Source organism: Virgibacillus necropolis, from assembly GCF_044793635.1.
Lineage (GTDB): Bacteria > Bacillota > Bacilli > Bacillales > Amphibacillaceae > Virgibacillus_F > Virgibacillus_F necropolis_A.
The window spans coordinates 31,202-52,236 of sequence record NZ_CP084992.1; the positions used below are offsets into that span (position 1 = coordinate 31,202).

The 21,035-nt window shown below is 36.6% G+C and carries 22 protein-coding genes and 1 riboswitch; of the genes, 20 read left to right on the forward strand and 2 right to left on the reverse strand.

The window, feature by feature from the left end; genetic code table 11:
* Window positions 1-377 precede the first annotated feature (377 nt).
* From remA to spoVM, 13 genes are all read left to right on the forward strand, one after another.
* Entirely contained in the window at window positions 378-638 is a 261-nt protein-coding gene (remA, locus tag LG329_RS00145) for an extracellular matrix/biofilm regulator RemA (RefSeq protein ID WP_089532669.1), read from the forward strand.
* Window positions 639-652: 14 nt separating this feature from the next.
* Window positions 653-1,273, forward strand: a complete 621-nt coding sequence (gmk, locus tag LG329_RS00150; RefSeq protein ID WP_404452540.1) for a guanylate kinase — start codon at window positions 653-655, stop codon at window positions 1,271-1,273.
* Complete coding sequence (rpoZ, locus tag LG329_RS00155) at window positions 1,270-1,467, forward strand: DNA-directed RNA polymerase subunit omega (protein WP_404452541.1); 198 nt, start codon at window positions 1,270-1,272, stop codon at window positions 1,465-1,467. The genes gmk and rpoZ overlap by 4 nt, the downstream gene beginning before the upstream one ends.
* Window positions 1,468-1,587: 120 nt before the next feature.
* Complete coding sequence (coaBC, locus tag LG329_RS00160) at window positions 1,588-2,805, forward strand: bifunctional phosphopantothenoylcysteine decarboxylase/phosphopantothenate--cysteine ligase CoaBC (RefSeq protein ID WP_404452542.1); 1,218 nt, start codon at window positions 1,588-1,590, stop codon at window positions 2,803-2,805.
* On the forward strand, window positions 2,802-5,210 hold the full coding sequence (gene priA, locus LG329_RS00165; protein ID WP_404452543.1) for a primosomal protein N': 2,409 nt from the start codon (window positions 2,802-2,804) through the stop codon (window positions 5,208-5,210). Before coaBC ends, priA begins: the two co-directional genes overlap by 4 nt.
* 53 nt (window positions 5,211-5,263) lie before the next feature.
* A complete protein-coding gene (gene fmt, locus LG329_RS00170) occupies window positions 5,264-6,214 on the forward strand; it encodes a methionyl-tRNA formyltransferase (RefSeq protein WP_404452544.1) in 951 nt (316 codons plus the stop codon).
* Complete coding sequence (gene rsmB, locus LG329_RS00175) at window positions 6,207-7,550, forward strand: 16S rRNA (cytosine(967)-C(5))-methyltransferase RsmB (RefSeq protein WP_404452545.1); 1,344 nt, start codon at window positions 6,207-6,209, stop codon at window positions 7,548-7,550. Before fmt ends, rsmB begins: the two co-directional genes overlap by 8 nt.
* Window positions 7,551-7,671: 121 nt before the next feature.
* Window positions 7,672-8,436: a Stp1/IreP family PP2C-type Ser/Thr phosphatase gene (locus LG329_RS00180; protein ID WP_404452546.1), complete on the forward strand. Its 765-nt coding sequence runs from the start codon at window positions 7,672-7,674 to the stop codon at window positions 8,434-8,436.
* Window positions 8,430-10,508 carry a Stk1 family PASTA domain-containing Ser/Thr kinase gene (pknB, locus tag LG329_RS00185; protein ID WP_404452547.1) on the forward strand — a complete coding sequence of 693 codons (2,079 nt, stop codon included), beginning with the start codon at window positions 8,430-8,432 and terminating at the stop codon, window positions 10,506-10,508. Before LG329_RS00180 ends, pknB begins: the two co-directional genes overlap by 7 nt.
* Window positions 10,509-11,390, forward strand: a complete 882-nt coding sequence (rsgA, locus tag LG329_RS00190) for a ribosome small subunit-dependent GTPase A (protein WP_404452548.1) — start codon at window positions 10,509-10,511, stop codon at window positions 11,388-11,390.
* 1 nt (window position 11,391) lies between these two features.
* The gene (gene rpe, locus LG329_RS00195) at window positions 11,392-12,054 is read left to right on the forward strand and encodes a ribulose-phosphate 3-epimerase (protein WP_404452549.1); all 663 of its coding nucleotides are present in this window, start codon (window positions 11,392-11,394) and stop codon (window positions 12,052-12,054) included.
* A 5-nt stretch (window positions 12,055-12,059) separates the two neighbouring features.
* Complete coding sequence (locus tag LG329_RS00200; RefSeq protein WP_404452550.1) at window positions 12,060-12,707, forward strand: thiamine diphosphokinase; 648 nt, start codon at window positions 12,060-12,062, stop codon at window positions 12,705-12,707.
* Window positions 12,708-12,759: 52 nt separating this feature from the next.
* Window positions 12,760-12,843: a stage V sporulation protein SpoVM gene (gene spoVM, locus LG329_RS00205; protein WP_404456347.1), complete on the forward strand. Its 84-nt coding sequence runs from the start codon at window positions 12,760-12,762 to the stop codon at window positions 12,841-12,843.
* Between the two features lie 417 nt (window positions 12,844-13,260).
* On the opposite strand, the gene rpmB is transcribed toward spoVM, so the two are convergent.
* Window positions 13,261-13,449 carry a 50S ribosomal protein L28 gene (gene rpmB / locus LG329_RS00210; protein ID WP_089062798.1) on the reverse strand — a complete coding sequence of 63 codons (189 nt, stop codon included), beginning with the start codon at window positions 13,447-13,449 and terminating at the stop codon, window positions 13,261-13,263.
* 233 nt (window positions 13,450-13,682) lie between these two features.
* Between rpmB and LG329_RS00215 the strand changes: the two genes are divergently transcribed.
* Window positions 13,683-14,045: an Asp23/Gls24 family envelope stress response protein gene (locus LG329_RS00215; protein WP_404452551.1), complete on the forward strand. Its 363-nt coding sequence runs from the start codon at window positions 13,683-13,685 to the stop codon at window positions 14,043-14,045.
* A gap of 36 nt (window positions 14,046-14,081) precedes the next feature.
* Entirely contained in the window at window positions 14,082-15,740 is a 1,659-nt protein-coding gene (locus LG329_RS00220) for a DAK2 domain-containing protein (protein WP_404452552.1), read from the forward strand.
* Between the two features lie 142 nt (window positions 15,741-15,882).
* Here the strand turns inward: LG329_RS00220 and LG329_RS00225 are convergent, their stop codons facing one another.
* Window positions 15,883-17,091 carry an MFS transporter gene (locus tag LG329_RS00225; RefSeq protein ID WP_404452553.1) on the reverse strand — a complete coding sequence of 403 codons (1,209 nt, stop codon included), beginning with the start codon at window positions 17,089-17,091 and terminating at the stop codon, window positions 15,883-15,885.
* Between the two features lie 230 nt (window positions 17,092-17,321).
* Window positions 17,322-17,507: riboswitch (cobalamin riboswitch) on the forward strand.
* A 121-nt stretch (window positions 17,508-17,628) separates the two neighbouring features.
* Between LG329_RS00225 and LG329_RS00230 the strand changes: the two genes are divergently transcribed.
* The 5 genes from LG329_RS00230 (at window position 17,629) to LG329_RS00250 (ending at window position 20,918) form a co-directional block, all read left to right on the forward strand.
* Window positions 17,629-18,099 (forward strand): acyl-CoA thioesterase, encoded by a 471-nt coding sequence (locus LG329_RS00230; RefSeq protein ID WP_404452554.1) that lies wholly within the window; start codon window positions 17,629-17,631, stop codon window positions 18,097-18,099.
* A gap of 745 nt (window positions 18,100-18,844) precedes the next feature.
* On the forward strand, window positions 18,845-19,171 hold the full coding sequence (locus LG329_RS00235; protein WP_404452555.1) for a PadR family transcriptional regulator: 327 nt from the start codon (window positions 18,845-18,847) through the stop codon (window positions 19,169-19,171).
* A complete protein-coding gene (locus LG329_RS00240; RefSeq protein ID WP_404452556.1) occupies window positions 19,161-19,721 on the forward strand; it encodes an HAAS signaling domain-containing protein in 561 nt (186 codons plus the stop codon). The genes LG329_RS00235 and LG329_RS00240 overlap by 11 nt, the downstream gene beginning before the upstream one ends.
* On the forward strand, window positions 19,714-20,514 hold the full coding sequence (locus LG329_RS00245) for a DUF4097 family beta strand repeat-containing protein (RefSeq protein WP_404452557.1): 801 nt from the start codon (window positions 19,714-19,716) through the stop codon (window positions 20,512-20,514). Before LG329_RS00240 ends, LG329_RS00245 begins: the two co-directional genes overlap by 8 nt.
* Window positions 20,515-20,540: 26 nt before the next feature.
* Window positions 20,541-20,918 carry a cytochrome-c oxidase gene (locus LG329_RS00250; RefSeq protein ID WP_404452558.1) on the forward strand — a complete coding sequence of 126 codons (378 nt, stop codon included), beginning with the start codon at window positions 20,541-20,543 and terminating at the stop codon, window positions 20,916-20,918.
* Window positions 20,919-21,035 lie beyond the last annotated feature (117 nt).

Sequence of the window (21,035 nt, forward strand, 5' to 3'; positions counted from 1 at the left end):
ACGCTAGAAACAATCAATAAAATGAAAAAAACTTCTTTCCTTCATTTTTTTCAGGGAAGGAGTTTTTCTTTTGGTCCAAGGAAAGAAAGTATAAAGCTTTGGCGTTAATCTGTCTAGCTCCAGCGCCTAGCCCCTCGAGGTTTTAAGACAAATCTCTTTGTGATAAAAATCATCACTAAGAGATTCGTCTTAAACTTGTCGGGGCTGACCAAGGCGCTTGCGCTTTTCTTAACAAAGTATGTATAATAGATAGAGTTAGTAATGTTAGGTTTTAGTTTTGCAATCCCTTTTAAATATACTATACTTAATCAAAGATAATAATTAATATCAGACGTAGAAATAGGCATGATCTGAGATACATATAAGGGGGAACCAAGTTGAGTTTAAGATTAATAAATATAGGGTTTGGTAATGTAGTATCTGCCAACCGAATTATTTCCATCGTATCACCAGAATCTGCACCAATAAAACGAATTATTACAGTAGCAAGAGAAACGAACAAATTAGTTGATGCAACATACGGAAGACGTACAAGGGCTGTTATTATTACGGACAGTGACCATGTAGTCTTGTCTGCTGTTCAACCAGAAACAGTTGGTCAGCGTGTATTAAGTCATGATGAGGTTTCAGATGAATAATAGGAGGTACTGCTTTGATTGATCAGAAAGGGATATTATTTATTCTTTCAGGCCCGTCCGGTGTAGGAAAAGGAACTGTACGAAAAGAACTTTTTGAACAGGATACGGAGTTGAAATACTCTATATCTATGACAACAAGAGATGTGCGCCCAGGTGAAAGAGATGGTATTGATTATTTTTATAAAACAAAAGAAGAATTTGAGGCATTGATTAAACAGAATCAACTGTTAGAATATGCTAAATATGTTAATAATTACTATGGAACACCACGTGAATATGTTGAAAAGACCTTAGCAGAGGGAAAAGACGTATTCTTGGAAATAGAAGTACAAGGAGCATTACAGGTTAGAGAGAATTTTCCAGAGGGCGTATTTATCTTCCTATTTCCACCTAGTCTTGTTGAACTTAAGAACAGAATTGTCAACCGTGGAACGGAATCACAGGAGCTTGTGTTAAATCGTCTACGTGAAGCAAGGAAAGAAATTGAAATGATGGACGCATATGATTACGTGGTCGTTAACGATCAGGTTGAACATGCTGTCAGTAAGGTTCAATCTATTATTCAAAGTGAACATTGTAAGAGAGAACGAATTGAAAAACAATACAAACAATTACTGGAGGATGAAATCTCATGATGTTAGAACCGTCAATCGATAAGCTTCAAGAAAAAATTAATTCTAAATACACACTGGTAACATTATCAGCACGACGCGCAAGACAAATGCTCGATACGAATTCCATTTTAATTGATGACCCTAAATCATATAAACATGTGGGTATCGCATTAGAAGAAGTGTTAGCTGATAAATTGTTTGTAACGGAGAAGTAAGAAAATAGACCCCTCGCATAAATTGCGAGGGGTTTTGATTGTTTTTGAAGTAATGTATTTAGAATTGTGTCCATTATATGGTATAACTGAAAGAGAAAGTAATAAAAGGGGCTTAAAAAAATGATGAAAAATAAAAATATTCTTTTAGGCGTTTCTGGGGGAATAGCTGCATATAAAGCTTGTGCATTAACAAGTAAACTAACACAAGCAGGAGCGAATGTTCGAGTAATGATGACAGAAAATGCCTCGAAGTTTGTTTCTCCTCTTACATTTCAAGCTTTATCAAGAAATCCTGTTTATACAGATACCTTCGATGAAAAGAATCCCCAAAAAATAGCACATATTGATGTTGCAGATTGGGCAGACATTGCGATTATTGCTCCTGCGACTGCAAATATTATCGGTAAACTAGCAAATGGTATAGCAGATGACATGCTATCTACAACCCTACTTGCTACCCAAGCTGATGTTTATATTGCACCAGCAATGAATGTTCATATGTATGCACATCCAGCAGTAATTAAGAATATGAAACAGCTTGATGACTGGAATTATCATTTTATCGAACCTGGTGCGGGATTCCTGGCATGTGGTTATGTGGGAAAAGGTCGATTGGAAGAACCAGAAAGTATTATCGATACGGTAATTCAACACCAAGACTCTAAAAAGGTCAGTGCTCCCTTAAATGGCAAAAAGCTATTGATTTCTGCAGGTCCAACACGTGAAAAAATTGATCCGGTTCGTTTTTTTACAAATCGATCAACAGGAAAAATGGGATTTGCGCTTGCGGAGGCTGCTGCAGAATTGGGTGCGGAAGTTACACTAGTGAGTGGTCCGGTGAGCTTAGAGGTTTCAAACTCTACTATAAAACGAATCGACGTAATAACTGCTGAAGAAATGTATCAAGCGATGCATGATAACTTTTCAGATAGCGACATTGTAATAAAATCAGCTGCAGTCGCTGATTATCGTCCAAAACATATTTTTGATGATAAATTGAAAAAGCAAACTGGTGAATGGAATGTGGAAATGGAAAGAACTCGGGACATTTTACAGTCGTTAGGCGAGGAAAAGGAAAATCAATTTCTAGTTGGATTTGCCGCAGAGACGTCTAATCCATTAGAGTATGGTGTCAAAAAGCTGCAAAAGAAAAACTTAGACGCAATCATTATAAATAATGTTTCTACACATGGAGCTGGATTCGGGAGTGAAACAAACATCGCAACCTATGTAAATAAGTCTCTAGAACGAGAAGAAATGCCACTGTCTTCCAAAAAAGACATGGCGTTACAAGTACTTGGATTGATTGAGCGTGATATGAAGGATGAAAAATCGTGAGTGTTGCAAAAGTTATTGTAGATGTCCCAGCAAAACAAATTAACCAGACCTTTGATTACGCAATTCCAAGTAAGCTTGAACATGTGCTGGTTCCAGGTATGCGAGTTATTGTTCCATTTGGCCCACGAAAGATCATGGGTTTTGTTATTGAACTGACAACCACTTCAACCCACAATAAATTGAAAGAAGTTATAGATGTACTTGATCTAACACCTGTTTTGACAGAAGAGCTATTGAAACTGGGACAATGGCTTGCTGAGAATACGGTTAGTTTATATATTACCGCTTATCAAGTTATGTTACCTCAAGTATTAAAATCACAATACAAAAAAGAACTAGTGCGAATGACAGATGAAGAACTTGAACCAACTATGGAATCGTTATTTGCAGGTCGCGATGTTGTTCCATACACAGAATTCTCTCAGTCAACAATTCGTTATCCTCAACTATTGAAAGCAATTAACAATGGGGATGTTTCAGTAGATTATCTAGTGAAATCAAAAATTACCAAAAAAACGGAAACGATGATTAAACCAGGAATTGACGCGCATTTGTTAGAAGAAGCGTATAATGATATGTCAACTAAAGCCAAAAAGCAACGGGAATTGCTGGCATATTTCATTCAATACCCCGAGGCAATTAATAAAAAACAGCTAATGTCTAAAATAGATACAAGTAGTTCTACGATTAAATCATTACTGGACAAGAAGTTATTGGTTTCAACAAAGGTGGAAGTGTACCGGAACCCTTTTGATGACTCCGCAATAGTACGAACGGCTCCACTAACATTAACTGTCCAACAGGATCAGGCTATTACACCTATTAAACAAACAATTGCAGATAATACACATGATGTATTTTTATTGCATGGTGTTACCGGGAGCGGAAAGACCGAAATTTATCTTCAAGCCATTAAAGATGTAATCGATAAGGGACAAGAAGCAATCGTATTGGTTCCCGAAATTTCACTTACGCCTCAAATGGTTCATCGATTTAAAGGAAGATTTGGATCAGATGTTGCTGTAATGCACAGTGCGTTATCAAGTGGTGAAAAGTATGATGAGTGGCGCAAAATTTATAGGAAAGAAGTTAAAGTAGTAGTCGGAGCTAGATCCGCTATTTTTGCCCCATTTGAAAATTTAGGTATCATCATTATTGATGAAGAACATGAAACAAGTTACAAGCAAGAGGATCAGCCTAGGTACCATGCGCGGGATGTTGCAATTGAAAGAGGAAAAAAACATCAATGTCCAGTAATTTTAGGTAGTGCAACACCTACACTTGAAACGTATGCTCGAGCAAAAAAAGGTGTTTACAAACTTGCGACATTAAGTAAACGGACAAACGAGAAAGATATGCCAGAAGTAAAAATTGTTGATATGCGCAATGAATTGCACCAAGGAAATAGAACTATGTTTTCTAGAAAGCTAAAAGAAAAAATAGAAACATGTATTGAAAAAAAGGAACAAGTAGTCCTTTTATTAAACAGACGGGGCTATTCGACATTTGTAATGTGTCGTGATTGTGGTCATGTAAAGGAATGTCCGCATTGTGATATTGCGCTTACCTATCATAAAAACTTAAATCAATTAAAATGCCACTACTGTTCTTATGAAGAACCAATGCCAACAATCTGTCCAGAGTGTTCAAGCGATCTAATCCGTTATTTTGGGACAGGGACACAACGGGTTGAGGAAGCATTAACACAACTTATTCCAGAAGCAAGAATTGTTCGAATGGATGTAGATACAACACGAAGAAAAGGTGCACATGAAAAACTATTAAGTCAATTTGGAAATGGTGAAGCGGATATTCTGCTAGGGACACAGATGATTGCTAAAGGATTAGACTTCGAGAATGTTACTTTAGTTGGTGTATTGACAGCTGATTCGATGTTACATTTACCTGATTTCCGTTCATCGGAAAAAACATTCCAGCTACTAACTCAAGTTAGTGGACGAGCTGGTCGGCATGAATTACCAGGTGAGGTCATTGTGCAAACATACACGCCAGATCATTATAGTATTGAACTAGCGAGTCAATATAACTTCAATGATTTTTATTTAAAGGAAATGGCAATGCGGAAAACGTTTCATTATCCACCATATGTATTTCTAGCTCTAATCACCATTTCTCATCCTAACCAGGTGAAAGTTGTACAAACTACACAAAAAATTGTTCAATCGTTATTTGACTCTGTTAAGGAAGAAACCATAATTTTAGGACCAACACCATCACCAATGGCACGTATCAAGGATAGGTATCGTTATCAGTGTATGGTAAAATACAAAAATGAACCAAATCTACGAAATATAATACGAAACAGTATAAATCAATTTGAAGCAGACATACGTAAAGACGACTTATTAATATCAGTTGACATGCAACCATATCAGATGATGTAGGCGAGTTTGGACCAGGCGCACGTGCCAGACAGAAGAGAAAGTGGGTTATAATGATGAAAAAAATTGTATTTATGGGGACGCCGGATTTTTCTGTGCCAATTTTACAAGCACTTGTTGAGGATGGCTATGACATTGCTTTAGTTGTTACACAGCCAGATCGTCCTAGAGGAAGAAAGAAAACGATGACACCTCCTCCAGTTAAAACGGAGGCAGTTAAGCGGAATATACCAGTGTTCCAACCAGAAAAGTTGGCAGACGATTATCAACAAATTATCGATTTACAGCCGGATTTAATCGTAACTGCAGCGTATGGTCAATTATTACCGACACCGATACTTACTGCACCACCATTCGGTTGTATCAATGTACATGCTTCTATATTACCTGAACTTAGGGGAGGAGCACCTATTCACCAGGCAATTTTGCAGGGGAAAACAGAAACAGGAATAACGATTATGTATATGGTGGAAAAACTTGATGCGGGAGATATTTTGACACAAGAAAAAGTTGCAATCGAAAATCATGACAATGTAGGAACGATGCACGATAAATTAGCAGCAACTGGCGCGACACTACTAATGGACACATTACCCAGACTTTTTAGGGGAGAAATTACACCAGTTGAGCAGGATCATGCGAAGTCTACATTTGCAAGCAACATTAAACGGGACCAAGAAAAAATTAATTGGCAACGAAACAATAATGAGATCTATAACCAAATTCGTGGACTAAATCCTTGGCCTGTCGCTTTTACAAAGTATCAAGGAAAACCAATGAAAATTTGGGTGGCTGAACTAGATAATCATGAATACAACGGAGAACCTGGTGAAATAGTAGATATTATAAACAATGAATCCATGTTAGTGGTTTGTGGCAATAAAAAAGGATTAAGGATTACGGAAATGCAACCCGCTGGTAAGAAAAGAATGACAGTAAAAGATTATTTACTAGGCTCGCCAGATCGGTTGAAAATAGGAACAGTATTGGGTGATTCACTTGAATAATAACTTACGAGAGACCATATTAGATTTATTACTTAAGATTGATGGGGATAGTGGTTTTAGTCATTTAATTATTGACCATGAAATTAAATCTCATAAAATCACAGAACGTGATGCGGGTTTATTAACTGAAATCGTTTATGGAACATTACAACGAAAACTAACTTTAGACTATTATCTCGATCCATACATTAATTCAAATAAAAAAATAAAGCCTTGGGTGACGATGTTGTTACGCATGTCTGTCTATCAAATGGTTTTCTTAGATAAAATACCCGATCATGCAATCATTCATGAAGCGGTTGAAATTGCGAAAAGAAGGGGGCATAAAGGTATTTCCGCATTAGTAAATGGCGTCATGCGAAACATTCAGCGGAATGGATTCCCAGATACTTCTACAATTGAAAGCCCATCAAAAAGGATATCAATTGAAACCAGTCATCCGGAATGGCTCGTTATGCGCTGGATAGACATGTATGGTATAGACACAACTAGACAGATGTGTATAGCAAATCTTGAACGTAAGGGTACTTCAATTCGCATTCAACCAATGAAGATAACACGAGAAGAAGCAATAAATAGTTTGGAAGAACTGGACTTTGATGTTCAAGAATCTAAGTTCTCCATGCAAGGAATCGTTGTAGACGAAGGAAATATTTTAAAGACATCGTTATTTAATGAAGGGTATGTAACCGTTCAGGATCAGAGCTCGATGTTGGTTGCGGAAATGCTCAACCTTAAAAGTGATTTGTCGGTATTAGATGCTTGTAGTGCACCCGGAGGTAAGGTAACACATATTGCGGAAAAAATGAACGACCAAGGAAAAATACATGCTTATGATTTACATGCCAAAAAGGCAAGACTAATTCATGATAAAGCAGAAAAGTTAAACTTAACAACTATCGATGCAAAACAAGCAGATGCAAGGAATTTACAGGACGTGCATGATGCTGAAAGCTTTGATCGTATTTTAGTTGATGCGCCATGTTCGGGCTTTGGTGTAATTCGAGGTAAACCGGAAATTAAGTATAATAAACAAGAATCAGATATTCATAATTTAGCACAGATTCAATTTGACATATTAAGCGGTGTCGCACCGTTATTGAAAAAAAATGGTTATTTAATGTATACAACATGTACAGTTGATAAAGAAGAAAATAATCAAGTAGTAAATAAGTTTCTAGAAAGTCACCCAGAATATACAGTAGATCAGACATTTTTTGATGAACTACCATCTTTCTTAACAAATAGTGAGGGTATTTCAAATGAAGGATTACAACTATTTCCTCATACATACCAAACAGATGGATTTTTTCTTACTCGTTTCATAAAAAAATAATTGTAGTAGTTCTTCATTATTAGTAAGCTTCATGTAATAATAGAAAAAAGATATTTTGTATATGAATAGCAGGGTCTTATTTCAAATAAGGCGTTTACGCTTTTCTACAAGGGGTGAAGGGATGAAAGGGAAATTTATTACAGATCAAGGTCGTGTTCGAAATCACAATGAGGATGCGGGAGGTTTATTTATAAATAACGCCAATCAATATTTATCTGTCATTGCAGATGGTATGGGTGGACATCAGGCTGGTGATGTAGCAAGCCAAATGGCTACAGCTATCATCGAAGAAAAGTGGCTTGAAAGTAGTGAAATAAATAAACCTGAAGAAGCTGAGACGTGGTTGAAAACAGTCATACTCCAAGTGAACAAGGAAATATACGCAAAATCTATTAGCCAAAAAGAATGTAAAGGTATGGGTACTACTGTTGTAATGTCGATATGCACGTCAGATTTTATTACAGTTGCACATATAGGTGATAGTAGATGCTATATGATAAATGAGGATGGCTTTAGTCAAATCACCGAAGACCACTCCCTGGTAAATGAACTTGTGAGATCTGGACAAATAACTCATGAAGATGCAGAACATCACCCACGAAAAAACGTATTGTTAAAGGCATTAGGAACAGAGGAAATTATTTATCCAGACATCCGAACAATTTCTTGGGAAGCAGGTAACATGATTCTACTTTGTTCAGATGGTTTATCGAATAAAATTTCCGACCTTGAGTTACAATCGTTTTTGGAAACTGATGAATCCATAGAAGACACATCTAAAAACTTGATAACCTTAGCAAATGAACGTGGTGGAGAAGATAACATTTCACTCGTTATCGTACATCATGAATTGCATACAAAGGAAGAAGGTGAACCTACGTGTTAAACGGTCGCCTTTTGAATGAGCGCTATAAGATTAAAAATACCATTGGCGGCGGTGGTATGGCCAATGTTTATTTAGCAACAGATACTATCTTAGAGAGAGATGTCGCTCTGAAGGTCCTCAGGTTGGAATATGCGAATGATGAAGAATTTATTGCTCGCTTTGATCGTGAAGCACAATCAGCGACAAGCTTATCTCATCCTAATATCGTGAATATTTTTGATGTTGGAGAAGAAGACCATATTTTATACATGGTAATGGAATATGTGGACGGGATGACTTTAAAAGAATATATACAAAAGTATGGACCAATTAATGTTGACGAAGCATTAGATATAATGAAACAAATAAGTTCAGCTATTGGTCATGCGCACGCTAATAATATTGTACATAGAGATATAAAACCACAAAATATATTAGTTGATTCTTACGGACAAGTTAAAGTAACAGACTTCGGTATAGCGGTTGCCTTAAGTGCTACTGCATTAACGCAAACAAACTCGATTCTGGGTTCTGTTCATTATCTATCACCTGAACAAGCCCGTGGTGGGATGGCTACAAAGAAGTCAGACATTTATTCACTTGGAATCGTGTTATTTGAACTTTTAACAGCTCGATTACCCTTTTCTGGACAATCACCTGTTTCCATTGCTTTGAAACATTTGCAAACAGATACTCCATCTGTAAGGCGGTTTAATCAGGATGTTCCACAAAGTGTAGAAAATATCGTTCTAAAAGCGACTGCAAAGGATCCATTTAATAGATTTGATACGGTATATGATATGGAGGATGCACTGGCGACGGCCTTAGATCCTGAAAAGTTAGACGAAGATAAATTTGTTCCACCTGTAGGAGTAGGAGAAGAAACAAAGGCTATACCTATCATTACAGATGCTCAAATGCATGAAAATACTAATCAAAACACAATCGTTCATCAAACGAATGGTGCTACAAAATCATTTGTGGCTGATGATGCAGAAGAACCAAATAAGAAGAAAAAAGGAAAGAAAAAAGAAAAGAAGAAAGTGAAGAAAAAAGAGAAGAAAAAAAGTAAAAAGAAAAAGGTATTATGGATTACAATTCTATTATTTATATTATTGGCCTCTGGGGTTGCTGCATTATTTATTGTGCCAGATCTTCTGCAACCAGATGACGTTACGGTTCCAGATGTAACAGGCATGGACTATGAGGAAGCAGAAGATGAATTGCAAAAGCTAAATTTAAAAACCGAAAAGGAAATGGCCTTTTCTGATGACATAGAAGAAGGAAATGTTATTAGTACAAATCCTTCTCCAGATAATGTAGTGAAAGAAGAATCGACAGTCACACTCGTAGTAAGTCAAGGAAAAGAAACCGTAACATTTTCAGATTATATCGGTAAAGATTTTAGTCAGACAAAACAGATTTTAGAAGATAAAGGATTTAAAGTAATTGGTTACGACAAAACTTCTGATCAGACTTCTGGTGAAATTATTTCCCAAATTCAGCCTGCACCTGATTCAGATGTAGTGCCAAGTGATACAACTGTAATATTTGAATACAGCAGTGGACCAGAAGTAATAATGCTAAATAACCTTCAGGGTATGACTAAGGAAGAAGCAACAAGCTATCTTGAAGAGCAGAATCTTGTTGCGAATGTTGAAGAAGAATTTTCAGATAGCACACCAGAAGGAGAAGTGATTCGTCAGAAACCAGAATCGGGTGCAGAATTGGTAAAGGAGGAAACCGTAACTATTTACGTTTCTAAAGGACCAGAAGAAAAACCACCAGTTTCAGAAACTGTTGAATTTACTGTAGCATACAATCCTGATCAACAAACAGATGACGGTGATCAGTCAACAGATGATCCAAATAAACCAGATGAACCTGAGGAGCCAGTTGAGCAAACCGTCAGGATTTATATAAAAGATAAGGAACATTCTATTTCAGAGGTTTATAAAGAGGAAACTATTACAAAAGACAAGAAATATACCATAACATTAACAATCGAGCCAAATCAGGTCGCAGAATACAAAGTGTACCGTGATGACGAGGTTGTATTTAATAAAACAGTTGCATATGAAGAAGGTGAATAAATGGCAGAAGGCAGAATTATAAAGGCACTTAGCGGATTCTACTATGTACAATCTGATGATGGTATTTATCAATGTAGAGGGAGGGGCTTGTTCCGAAATAATAAAGTTACGCCCCTTGTTGGTGATTTTGTTGACTTTGATATTAGGAACGATATGGAAGGGTATCTGATTAACATAAAACCAAGAATTAATGAATTAGTACGTCCACCAATCGCAAACGTAGACCGTGCATTCATTATAAGTTCTGCAGTAGAGCCATCGTTCAGTACTTTATTATTAGATCGATTTCTAGTGTTAATCGAATCAAAGGATATTGAACCAGTTATTATTATTTCGAAAATAGATGTTCTACCAGAAGAAGAAAAAATAAGTATAGATAATTTCGCACGAGCATATCAGGAAATTGGGTACAAGGTTGAACAGGTATCATCAAAAGAGCCATTTGACATACAAGGCATAGAAGCATATTTTAATGATGGTGTTTCTGTAATTGCTGGTCAATCGGGTGTCGGAAAATCATCCTTGTTAAATGCACTTAAACCAGAGCTGCAAATTAAAACAGATGATATCTCAAAAAGTCTTGGACGCGGAAAACATACTACGCGGCATGTTGAGTTAGTTCAACTATTTGGTGGTTTAGTTGCGGATACACCTGGATTTAGTGCACTTGAATTTAACGAAATTGCGTTGGAAGAGATAGGCGATTATTTTCCAGAGATACGTGAACGAAAAGGGGACTGCAAATTTCGGGGATGTATGCACAACAAGGAACCAAAATGTGCAGTCAAGGAAGCAGTTAAGCAAGGAGAAATTTCACAATTTCGATATGATCATTATCTAACTTTTTATGAAGAAATTCAGTCAAGAAAGCCGAGGTATTAATATGATTAAAATAGCACCTTCTATTCTTTCAGCCGATTTTTCTAAACTTGGTCAAGAGATTCAAGATGTTGAAAAAGGCGGAGCAGATTATATTCATGTTGATGTTATGGACGGGCATTTTGTTCCTAACATTACAATTGGACCATTAATTGTACAAGCAATAAAACCAATTACGAATTTACCGTTAGATGTACATTTGATGATTGAAAACCCTGACGACTATATTAAAGCATTTGCAGATTCAGGTGCCTCTATAATTACTGTGCATCAAGAGGCATGTCCACATCTGCATAGAACAATACAGTTAATAAAAAGCTTTAATGTAAAAGCAGGAGTTGTTTTAAATCCTGCTACACCAGCCCATACGATAAAAGAAATCCTCCCTGATGTTGACATGGTATTACTGATGACAGTTAATCCAGGGTTTGGAGGACAATCTTTTATATCGAATGTAGTGCCTAAAATTACCCAGATTGCTAAATGGCGCTCAGAGCTTGAACTGTCCTTTGAAATAGAAATTGATGGTGGTGTGAATGTAGATACCGCTAAAACATGTGTTGATGCAGGTGCAGACGTTCTAGTTGCAGGAAGCGCTGTATATAATAAATCAGATCGAAAGCAAGCAATGCAAGCTATTATTCAAGCAACTGAAACTTCGGAGTAGAAGTTATGAAAACAATAGGCATTGTAGCAAATGGTCCAGAGGAATTAATTCCGGACTTAGATCAATATCAAGAAAAAATTGATATATGGATTGGCGCTGATCGAGGGTCATTAACAATAATTATGAATGGTATTAAACCTGATTATGCACTTGGAGACTTTGATTCTATTAATAAACAAGAAGAAATAACAATAGAAAAGGGATCAAAGTCTTTTACTAAATTTCCAGTAGAGAAAGATCAAACAGATATTGAAATAGCGATTGAAAAAGCATTGGAACTTAACAGTGATATTATCTACTTTTTTGGTGTTACAGGTGGTAGGTTAGATCATGGGCTTATTAATATTCAGATGTTATACATGCTATTAAAGCGAAAATGTACTGGAATAATAATTGATAACTCAAATCGGATTGAGGTATTTGAACCTGGTTCTTATCAAATTTTTTCCGAGAAAGAATTTCCTAATATATCTTTTGTACCTTTTTCAGAAGATGTAAAAGGCTTATCATTAAGTGGATTTTACTATCCATTACAGAATTATCATTTATTTTGGGGTTCAACTCGTTGCATTTCAAACAAGCTTCTTTTAAATAATGGTACTTTTTCTTTTGATGAAGGCATACTATTACTTATAAAGAGTCGTGATGGATAGGATAGACGATTCCAATTTTAAGCTGTGTTTGTTAATGGAGGAGGGGGAACTCATGAAATTTTATACTATTAAGCTCCCAAGATTTGTTGGTGGATGTGTCAGGGTAGTAATAGGCATTTTTAAGAAAGATAAATAATGACTCTTAGCTTTTGTCAGATTAATGACAGAAGCTTATTTTTTTATAGACAAGTTAAGTTAAGAAAAGCGGAGGCGACTGTTCAGAAGCGGAAGCGTAAGCAAGAGACCGAAAAACGCCTGGTTTTTGGCGTGTGAGTGTCAATTGCTTACGACGGCAGCTTCTAGGAGCCGCAGCTAGCCAAAGAAAAGCGGAGGCGACTGTTCAGCGACGTACAAATAGGAAGGACTGTGAAAGTACGTCGAACTATACGTACCTTTCAACAGGACTATCTATTTGCTAGTCGCTAGGAGCCGAAGCTAGCCAAGGAAAAGCGGAGGCGACTGATCAGAAGCGGACTAGAAAATGTAAAAAAGCACCCTTCAAAAGGGTGCTTTTCAAACATGTACTAATGTTAAGTTGTACTTAAAAGGTATATTATACGCGCTCTACTTTACCTGACTTAAGGGCGCGAGCAGAAACATAAACTTTTTTAGGTTTGCCGTCTACCATAATACGTACTTTTTGTACATTAGCTTTCCAATTACGCTTGCTGGAATTCATAGCGTGAGAACGTTGATTTCCACTGTGAGTTTTACGTCCAGTTACAACACATTTTCTAGCCATGTTAATCCCTCCTACTCATACAAATGTCATTTTACTACTTATATAATTTATCATAAGAACGCGAATAACGCAATGAATCTCGGACAATTCATCAAGAAAAATATCTTGACAGAGCAAAGGATTTCGTCCATTGTAATAAGGGGCTATATGCGCTAAAAGCAACTGTGCTTTAAAAATTTGCATGTTTATAGTAGAATATCCTTATCAATAATGGGTATTAAAGGAGGATAACTATGTCCATAGAACTTAATACAAATGATGGCCATGTAACAATTACAAATGATGTAATCGCAACAATTGCCGGTGGTGCAGCTGTTGAATGTTACGGAATAGTAGGAATGGCTTCTAAAAATCAAATTAAAGATGGAATTTCTGAGATTTTACGAAAAGAAAACTTTGCACGTGGTGTGCTGGTACGTCAAGAAGATGATCATCTTCATATTGATATGTATATCATTGTTAGTTATGGTACAAAAATATCCGAAGTAGCTCACAACGTACAATCACAGGTTAAATATACATTGAATAAATCATTAGGACTGTCCATTGACTCAGTCAATATTTATATTCAAGGTGTACGTGTAGAAAAAGATTAACCTTTGTTTATTTGTAGTGAAAGAGGAGGAAGAATAGTGACAGTAAGAACGTTAGATGGCACAGTCTTTACACAAATGGTTCGCTTGGGAGCTCACCATTTAACAAACAATGCCAAAAAAATTGATGCACTAAATGTATTTCCTGTACCAGATGGAGATACAGGTACGAATATGAACTTATCGATGACTTCTGGAGCAAATGAAGTAAAGAAACTTGATAGTTCCAACATCTCTGAAGTAGCCCAAGCTTTTTCTAAGGGCTTATTAATGGGTGCTAGAGGTAATTCAGGTGTGATTTTGTCCCAAATATTCCGCGGTTTCGCAAGAGGAATGGACAAAAAAGCTGAGTTAACAACTGAGGATTTAGCTCAAGCTTTTGATATGGGAGTTTCTACTGCATATAAAGCTGTTATGAAGCCAGTTGAAGGTACAATTCTGACTGTGGTTAAAGATGCTGCAAAAGCTGCGGTAGAGGCATCGAAAAACGAAAAAGATGTAATCGCTTTAATGGAAACAGTTCTAAGGGAAGCAAAAGCATCATTAAAACGCACACCTGATTTGCTTCCTGTTTTAAAAGAAGTAGGTGTAGTAGATTCAGGTGGACAAGGTCTTGTTACTATTTACGAGGGATTCTTAGCAGCACTTAAAGGAGAAGAACTTCCAGAAGGTGTTACATCTGATGTTGAAATGGAAGAAATGGTGAATGCAGAACACCATAAGATTGCGCAGGATTTTATGGATACAAGTGAAATTGAGTTTGGTTATTGTACTGAATTCATGGTTAAGTTTGATGATGTAAAAATAAAAGCAAACCCATATAATGAAGAGGAATTTCGTAATGAATTGAGTGAAATTGGCGATTCACTATTAGTCGTTTCAGATGAAGATGTTGTAAAGGTTCATGTTCACGCGGAATACCCTGGTAATGCGATGACATTAGGTCAACGCTATGGCAGCTTAATTAATATGAAAATAGAAAATATGCGTGAGCAACATACAGCTATTGTTGGTGAAAAAGAAGCAGTACCTAAGGAAAAAGTTCCGTATGCTATTGTGACAGTTGCGATGGGTAAAGGCTTGAAGTCATTACTTGAAAGTTTAGGCGCTTCAGTTGTTATTGAAGGTGGCCAAACAATGAATCCAAGCACACAGGATATTACAAATGCGATAATTGAAGCAAACGCAGAAAACGTTCTTATTTTACCAAACAATAAAAATATTATAATGGCAGCAGAACAAGCAGCTGAGCTTGCAGAAGTTAATGCAGCTGTGGTTCCTTCTAAAACGATCCCACAAGGTATAAGTGCTGTACTTGCATTCCACCCGGACTCTGAAATTAACGAGAATAAGGAAGCAATGCACGAAGCATGTGGTCAGGTTAAGACTGGACAAGTTACCTACGCAGTTCGTGATACACAAATTGATGGAATAACGATTGAAAACGGACATTTCATGGGAATTGCAGATGGAAAAATTAAAGCGACACATAAAGATAAATCAGAGACTGTGAAATTACTGTTAGAAGGTATGATCACGGAAGATGATGAAATCCTTACGATTTTGCAAGGCGAAGATGTAAGTGATGAAGAAGTAGAAGAGTTAGTAAAGTATATAGAAGAAACATATGAAGAAGTAGAAGTTGAAGTCCATAATGGAAATCAACCGATTTATTCGTATATTTTTTCAGTAGAATAGTAAATGTTAGAAAAACTCGGCATTCGCCTCATCCTTAATAGCGAATGCCGAAGTTTTACTTATACCGGCGTTTCCTCAAAACGTTTATACTTTCCTTACGTGTAAAAAAGCAAAGAGCGCTTGTCCCTTTGCTTTTTTATTATTAGTTTATTTCGTCACTTAATTTATTTGTCAGTTTATTTAATTTGGGATGAAAAAGGAAATATAGTGAAAAACCAACATATCCTGTCCCAGCTACTAGTAAAACGAGTGTGCCTGAAGTGAATTCTCCAAGGATACCCCCAACAAAATATCCTAAAGGACTTAAACACCCAAGTAGCGATGAAATAAAGGAAAATCCAATGCCTAAGTAGTCTTCGGGTAAGTTGACCTGTATTAACGTCTGTATATAGATACTTATTATCCCTATACCTACCCATGATAAGCCAAATAATACAAACGGCATGAAAACTAGGTCAACAGTGATAAACGACAGGATCCAAAATACACCTGAAAGCATGGGTACAATTGGCATAACCCGGTTAAGAGGTATTTCCTCTAACCTACTAGTAATTACAGTGCCGATCAGTGTTCCTATAGACATTGCCGTTAGCCAAAAACCAAATTCAACTGAGGTAGACGATATAATAGGCAACATAGCAATTCCCATTGATCCCATGACGTTCATTGCTATTACCCCAAACATAACCGACAGAAGTAACTTTTGCTTTCTGACTACCCTAAATCCTTGAATAAAATCCTCTTTATACTGAGCAAAGAATTTCTTAGTTGAAGGATTACTTTCTTTTTTTGACTTAGGAATTTTCAAATAGAAAAAAAACATCAATCCTGTACCTATAAGCAATACTCCATTGGAAATGTAAATGACACCAATGCCAACAAAAAGGATAAGAAATCCTGATATTGCATCAGAAACAATATCCAGTGTTTGAAAGGAAAAAGCAAAGATAGAGTTTACTTTGGTTAAATTTTTACGGGATGATAATTTTTCTATCGAAGCACTCTCTGTTGGATAAGTTGCTTCCGATAAACTAAGAGCCAGGAACATTAAAAGAAATAAAATTGGTAGAAATAGAATTCCCGAAAAATAAAGAATGGAAATGATACTTACCAGGATTCCTTGTCCAATCACAGCAACATATAGAATTTTCCGTTTGGAAAACCTGTCAATGATTGGTCCATAAAGAAATTGAATAGTTACGGGTAGCATAGCGATTGCGCTAGTTAAGCCTACCAGGAATACAGAGTCAGTAACTGATTTGACATACCACAATGTGACAATCATATAAAAGCTATCTGCAAAGTTTGTTACAATTCTTCCTACTAATAAAATTATTAATTGTTTATTCATGTTTGATCCTCCTTGGATTTATAAAGGTTGATTATTCCTTATAAAATCGGAGGACCTCTAATTTTCCTGCAGCAGGATTAGGTATGGTAAATTAGCAGACGATCGATAATTCTCATTTTAATTAACTCCTTCCATATTGTGTAATTTATGTATTATCTCATTATTATTCTGAAAGTTCAATATACAATTGGTTACTAAAATAGACGAATTTCATGATATAATAAATCGAATTGAATATTTAGCTTTATGGTGACTTTGCGAAAAGTTGAAAAGGGAAGTTGGTGAAAATCCAACGCGGTCCCGCCACTGTATTGAGAAGAATCCGTTTTAAAACCACTGTTTCTAAAGAAATGGGAAGGGTAAAGGGATTCGATGACTCATGAGCCAGGAAACCTGCCATAAGGAAGTGCATTTTAACTTACGGGAGATAGGAGGATGTTTACGTTAGATAAATTTCATGCCAATGAAAGTTTATTTGTGTAGACCTAATCATCTTCTAATCGTAGAAGGTGTTTTTTTAATTAGAGGAGGTTTTTTATGGAAAATTTAGAAGTACCAATTTCAAAAACAATTCAAACTCGTTTGGTATTACCACCGGATACCAATCATCTGGATTCGATATTCGGTGGAAAAGTATTAGCATATATCGATGAAATAGCTGCCTTAACAGCGATGAAGCATTCAAGTAGTGCGGTTGTAACTGCATCAATCGATTCGGTCGATTTTCTTTCATCGGCTAAAGTAGGAGATTCATTGACGCTCGAAGCATATGTAACGTACGCCGGAACAAGTTCAATGGAGGTTTATGTGAAAGTAACCGCACATAATTTAATCCGAAATAAGGTAACACTAACGACAGAATCCTTTCTTACAATGGTTGCAGTAAATGAGGAGGGGAAGCCTGTTCCTGTACCAAAGGTGTCACCACAATCAGAAGAAGAAAAACAGCTCTATGCAACAGCTCCAGCACGAAGAGAGAATAGAAAAAGGCGTGCTGCTCTGCGATAATGACCTGATGATCGAAGCCGGGTTGAAGTGGTTTAAAAAATAAAATCTTTAATTATAAGGACTTTGTAAAAAAGAAAGGAACCTTCAATAAAAAAGGTTTCTTTTAGTTTGAGGCTGTTTTCGTAAAGATTGTTGCTTTTGAGAGAAAAGATATAACTATGCGCTACATGAATGACTGCGACATAACTTACCGCTACGGAAATAAACTGCGATGTAACAGAAACGTGATTTCCGCTGCGGGCAGTCGCGCACCTTAGGGTGGCTAGGAGCCTTCTCCATACTCCGGGGTCTCACCCGATGCCTTTCCTTCCGCAGCTCCAATGACTGAAGTTATGAGCTGACCCTAGCGAAGGAAAAACACGGAGACTCCTGCGGAAAAGCGAAGTGATGAGACCCCACAGTGAGCGTTCTTTGCGATCGAGGAGGCTCAGCGCAAGCCCGCGGAAAGCGTAGTGATTTTTGCGTAGCGGTCGCAGGGCACTGAACATGACTTTTGGTTACTTCGTTTATTTAAATCAATTTCACTTAAACAATTAAAGCAATCTTGGATAATCCCAAGCTCATCTTTAAGGGGTACCGCCAACATTTCGGAATGTTGGCGGTACCCCTTTAAATAAGGATATAAATATAAAACAGTACCTTGCATTGAACAGTAGTGTGTGGTATATTTTTTATTGTTCAGTACTATACATTATATAGTACTAGATAATAACCTATAGACCGCAAGAAGAGATGAGGTGTACAAATGGATGTACAATTTAAAAAAGGTGTGTTAAAGCTATGTGTACTTGTTTTACTCGATAAAAAAGATCGATATGGATATGAACTAGTCCAAAAAATTTCGAATCAAATTGAAATATCTGAGGGATCTGTTTATCCATTACTAAGACGCTTAACAAAAGAAGAGTATTTTACTACGTACTTAAAGGAATCCAAAGAAGGACCTTCGCGTAAGTACTATAGATTAACAGATAAAGGTAGAATCTATCTGCAGGAATTAATGCAAGAATGGAAGGTTTTCTCAAATGGTGTTAATCAGTTAATAAAGGAGGGTGCTAACAGTGAACAATAAACAATTTATGAACGAACTTGAGTCAGCATTAAAAGGGCTTTCTGATGAAGAACGTCAGGATATATTGCGGGATTTTCAAGAGCATTTCAACATTGGATTAGCAGATGGCAAAACGGAAGAACAAATAGCGGAATCGTTAGGTTCGCCACAACATATTGCTAAGGAATTACGCGCAACCTATCATGTTGAAAAGATGGAGACAACAGCTTCTTCGGGTAACATATTTCGCGCACTTTGGGCAGTTATTGGTCTAGGATTTTTTAACTTTGTGATTGTACTTGGTCCTTTTGTTGCATTAACTGTATTCGTTCTATCAAGTTGGGCAGGTGGAATTGCATTTGTAGCTTCTCCAATTCTAGTTTTGGTAAATGTCATGATCCATCCTTCCACATTCGAATGGTTTGACATATTCTTCTCCATCATGCTTTCTGGAGCTGGACTATTAATTGTGATTGGATTGTATTTTGCCACAAAAGTATTAATCAATTTATTCGTACGTTATTTAAAATATAATGTATCACTTGTGAAAGGGGGATTGAAAGATGAGTAATATCAAGAAAATTGCAATCATCGGACTCACTCTGTTAGTGATCGGAGCTGTGGGAAGTTTTATTACATTTCAATCGATAGATAATTCCATATCGGTAGACGAAGAGCGAATTGTCAACAATAATGCGTTTACAGAAATAGAAATTAATGCGGATAACCAAAGGGTAGAGATTATCCCAACGGATGATTCACAGGCAAAAGTAGCACTCGAGGGAAGAAGTAGAGAAGATATGGAAAAACGCTTATCCGTTGATGTCGAAGGAGATAAACTGTCTATTGAAGTAGAGGATAAGAAGGTATTTAGTTTCTTTCACTTTATGGGCGCAGATTTAACATTACGGGTATCGTTACCTGAAAAGCAATACGAATCGTTACAGATTGATATTGACAATGGAACTGTCCATGCGGAACAACTAAATATAAAAGATATCCATGCAGAAACCAATAACGGACATCTTGAGTTGGAGGATATTCAAGCAACATCGGTAAAAGCCGAATCAGATAATGGAAAGATCTCACTTAAAAATGTTTCCGGTGAACTCTACGGGGAAACAAATAACGGTGAAATTAATCTTGAAACAACGAACTTAAATCGCCCGATTGTGTTCGAATGTGATAATGGTCGTATCAATATTGAAACGGACAAAGAACCAACAAATGCGACATTTAATGTACATGTTGATAATGGCCATATTAATATCTTTGATAAGTATAGTGGTAATGCAGTATTTGGAAATGGTGAGAATATGATTGAACTATCGACGAATAATGGTGAAATTACTGTTACGAACTGATAGTAAAGTGAAGGAGGAAATTAACAATGGCTTCAAAATTTATTAAGGTAGCTGTCATCTACTTTATAATTGGTGTTGGTTTAGGTATGTATATGGGAATTGGCAATATGTTTGTATTCACTTCAGCACACGCACACATTAACTTACTTGGCTGGGTATCCCTTGCTCTAGCCGGTGTCATCTATCAAGTGTTTCCAAAAGCAGGGGAAAGCAAGCTAGCTGCTGTCCATTTCTGGCTACACATGGTGGGGTTGCCGATTTTCATCGCATCCATGTTCATGTTTGGCCTAGCTAAACACGGAATTGCGGTACCGTTTAGTGCAGTTGGAGGAATTCTAGTTGCAGTTGGCGTAATAGTGTTTGCCATTAATTGTATCGTTAATATAACACCAAAACGGGGATAGTTTTTAGTCAAAATGAAAAGCCATATTCTACATAATTTTTGTAGAATATGGCTTTTCTATCCTATTTTCGAACATTATTCAAAAAACCTGTAAATAGTTGGATATTTCTTGCATGTT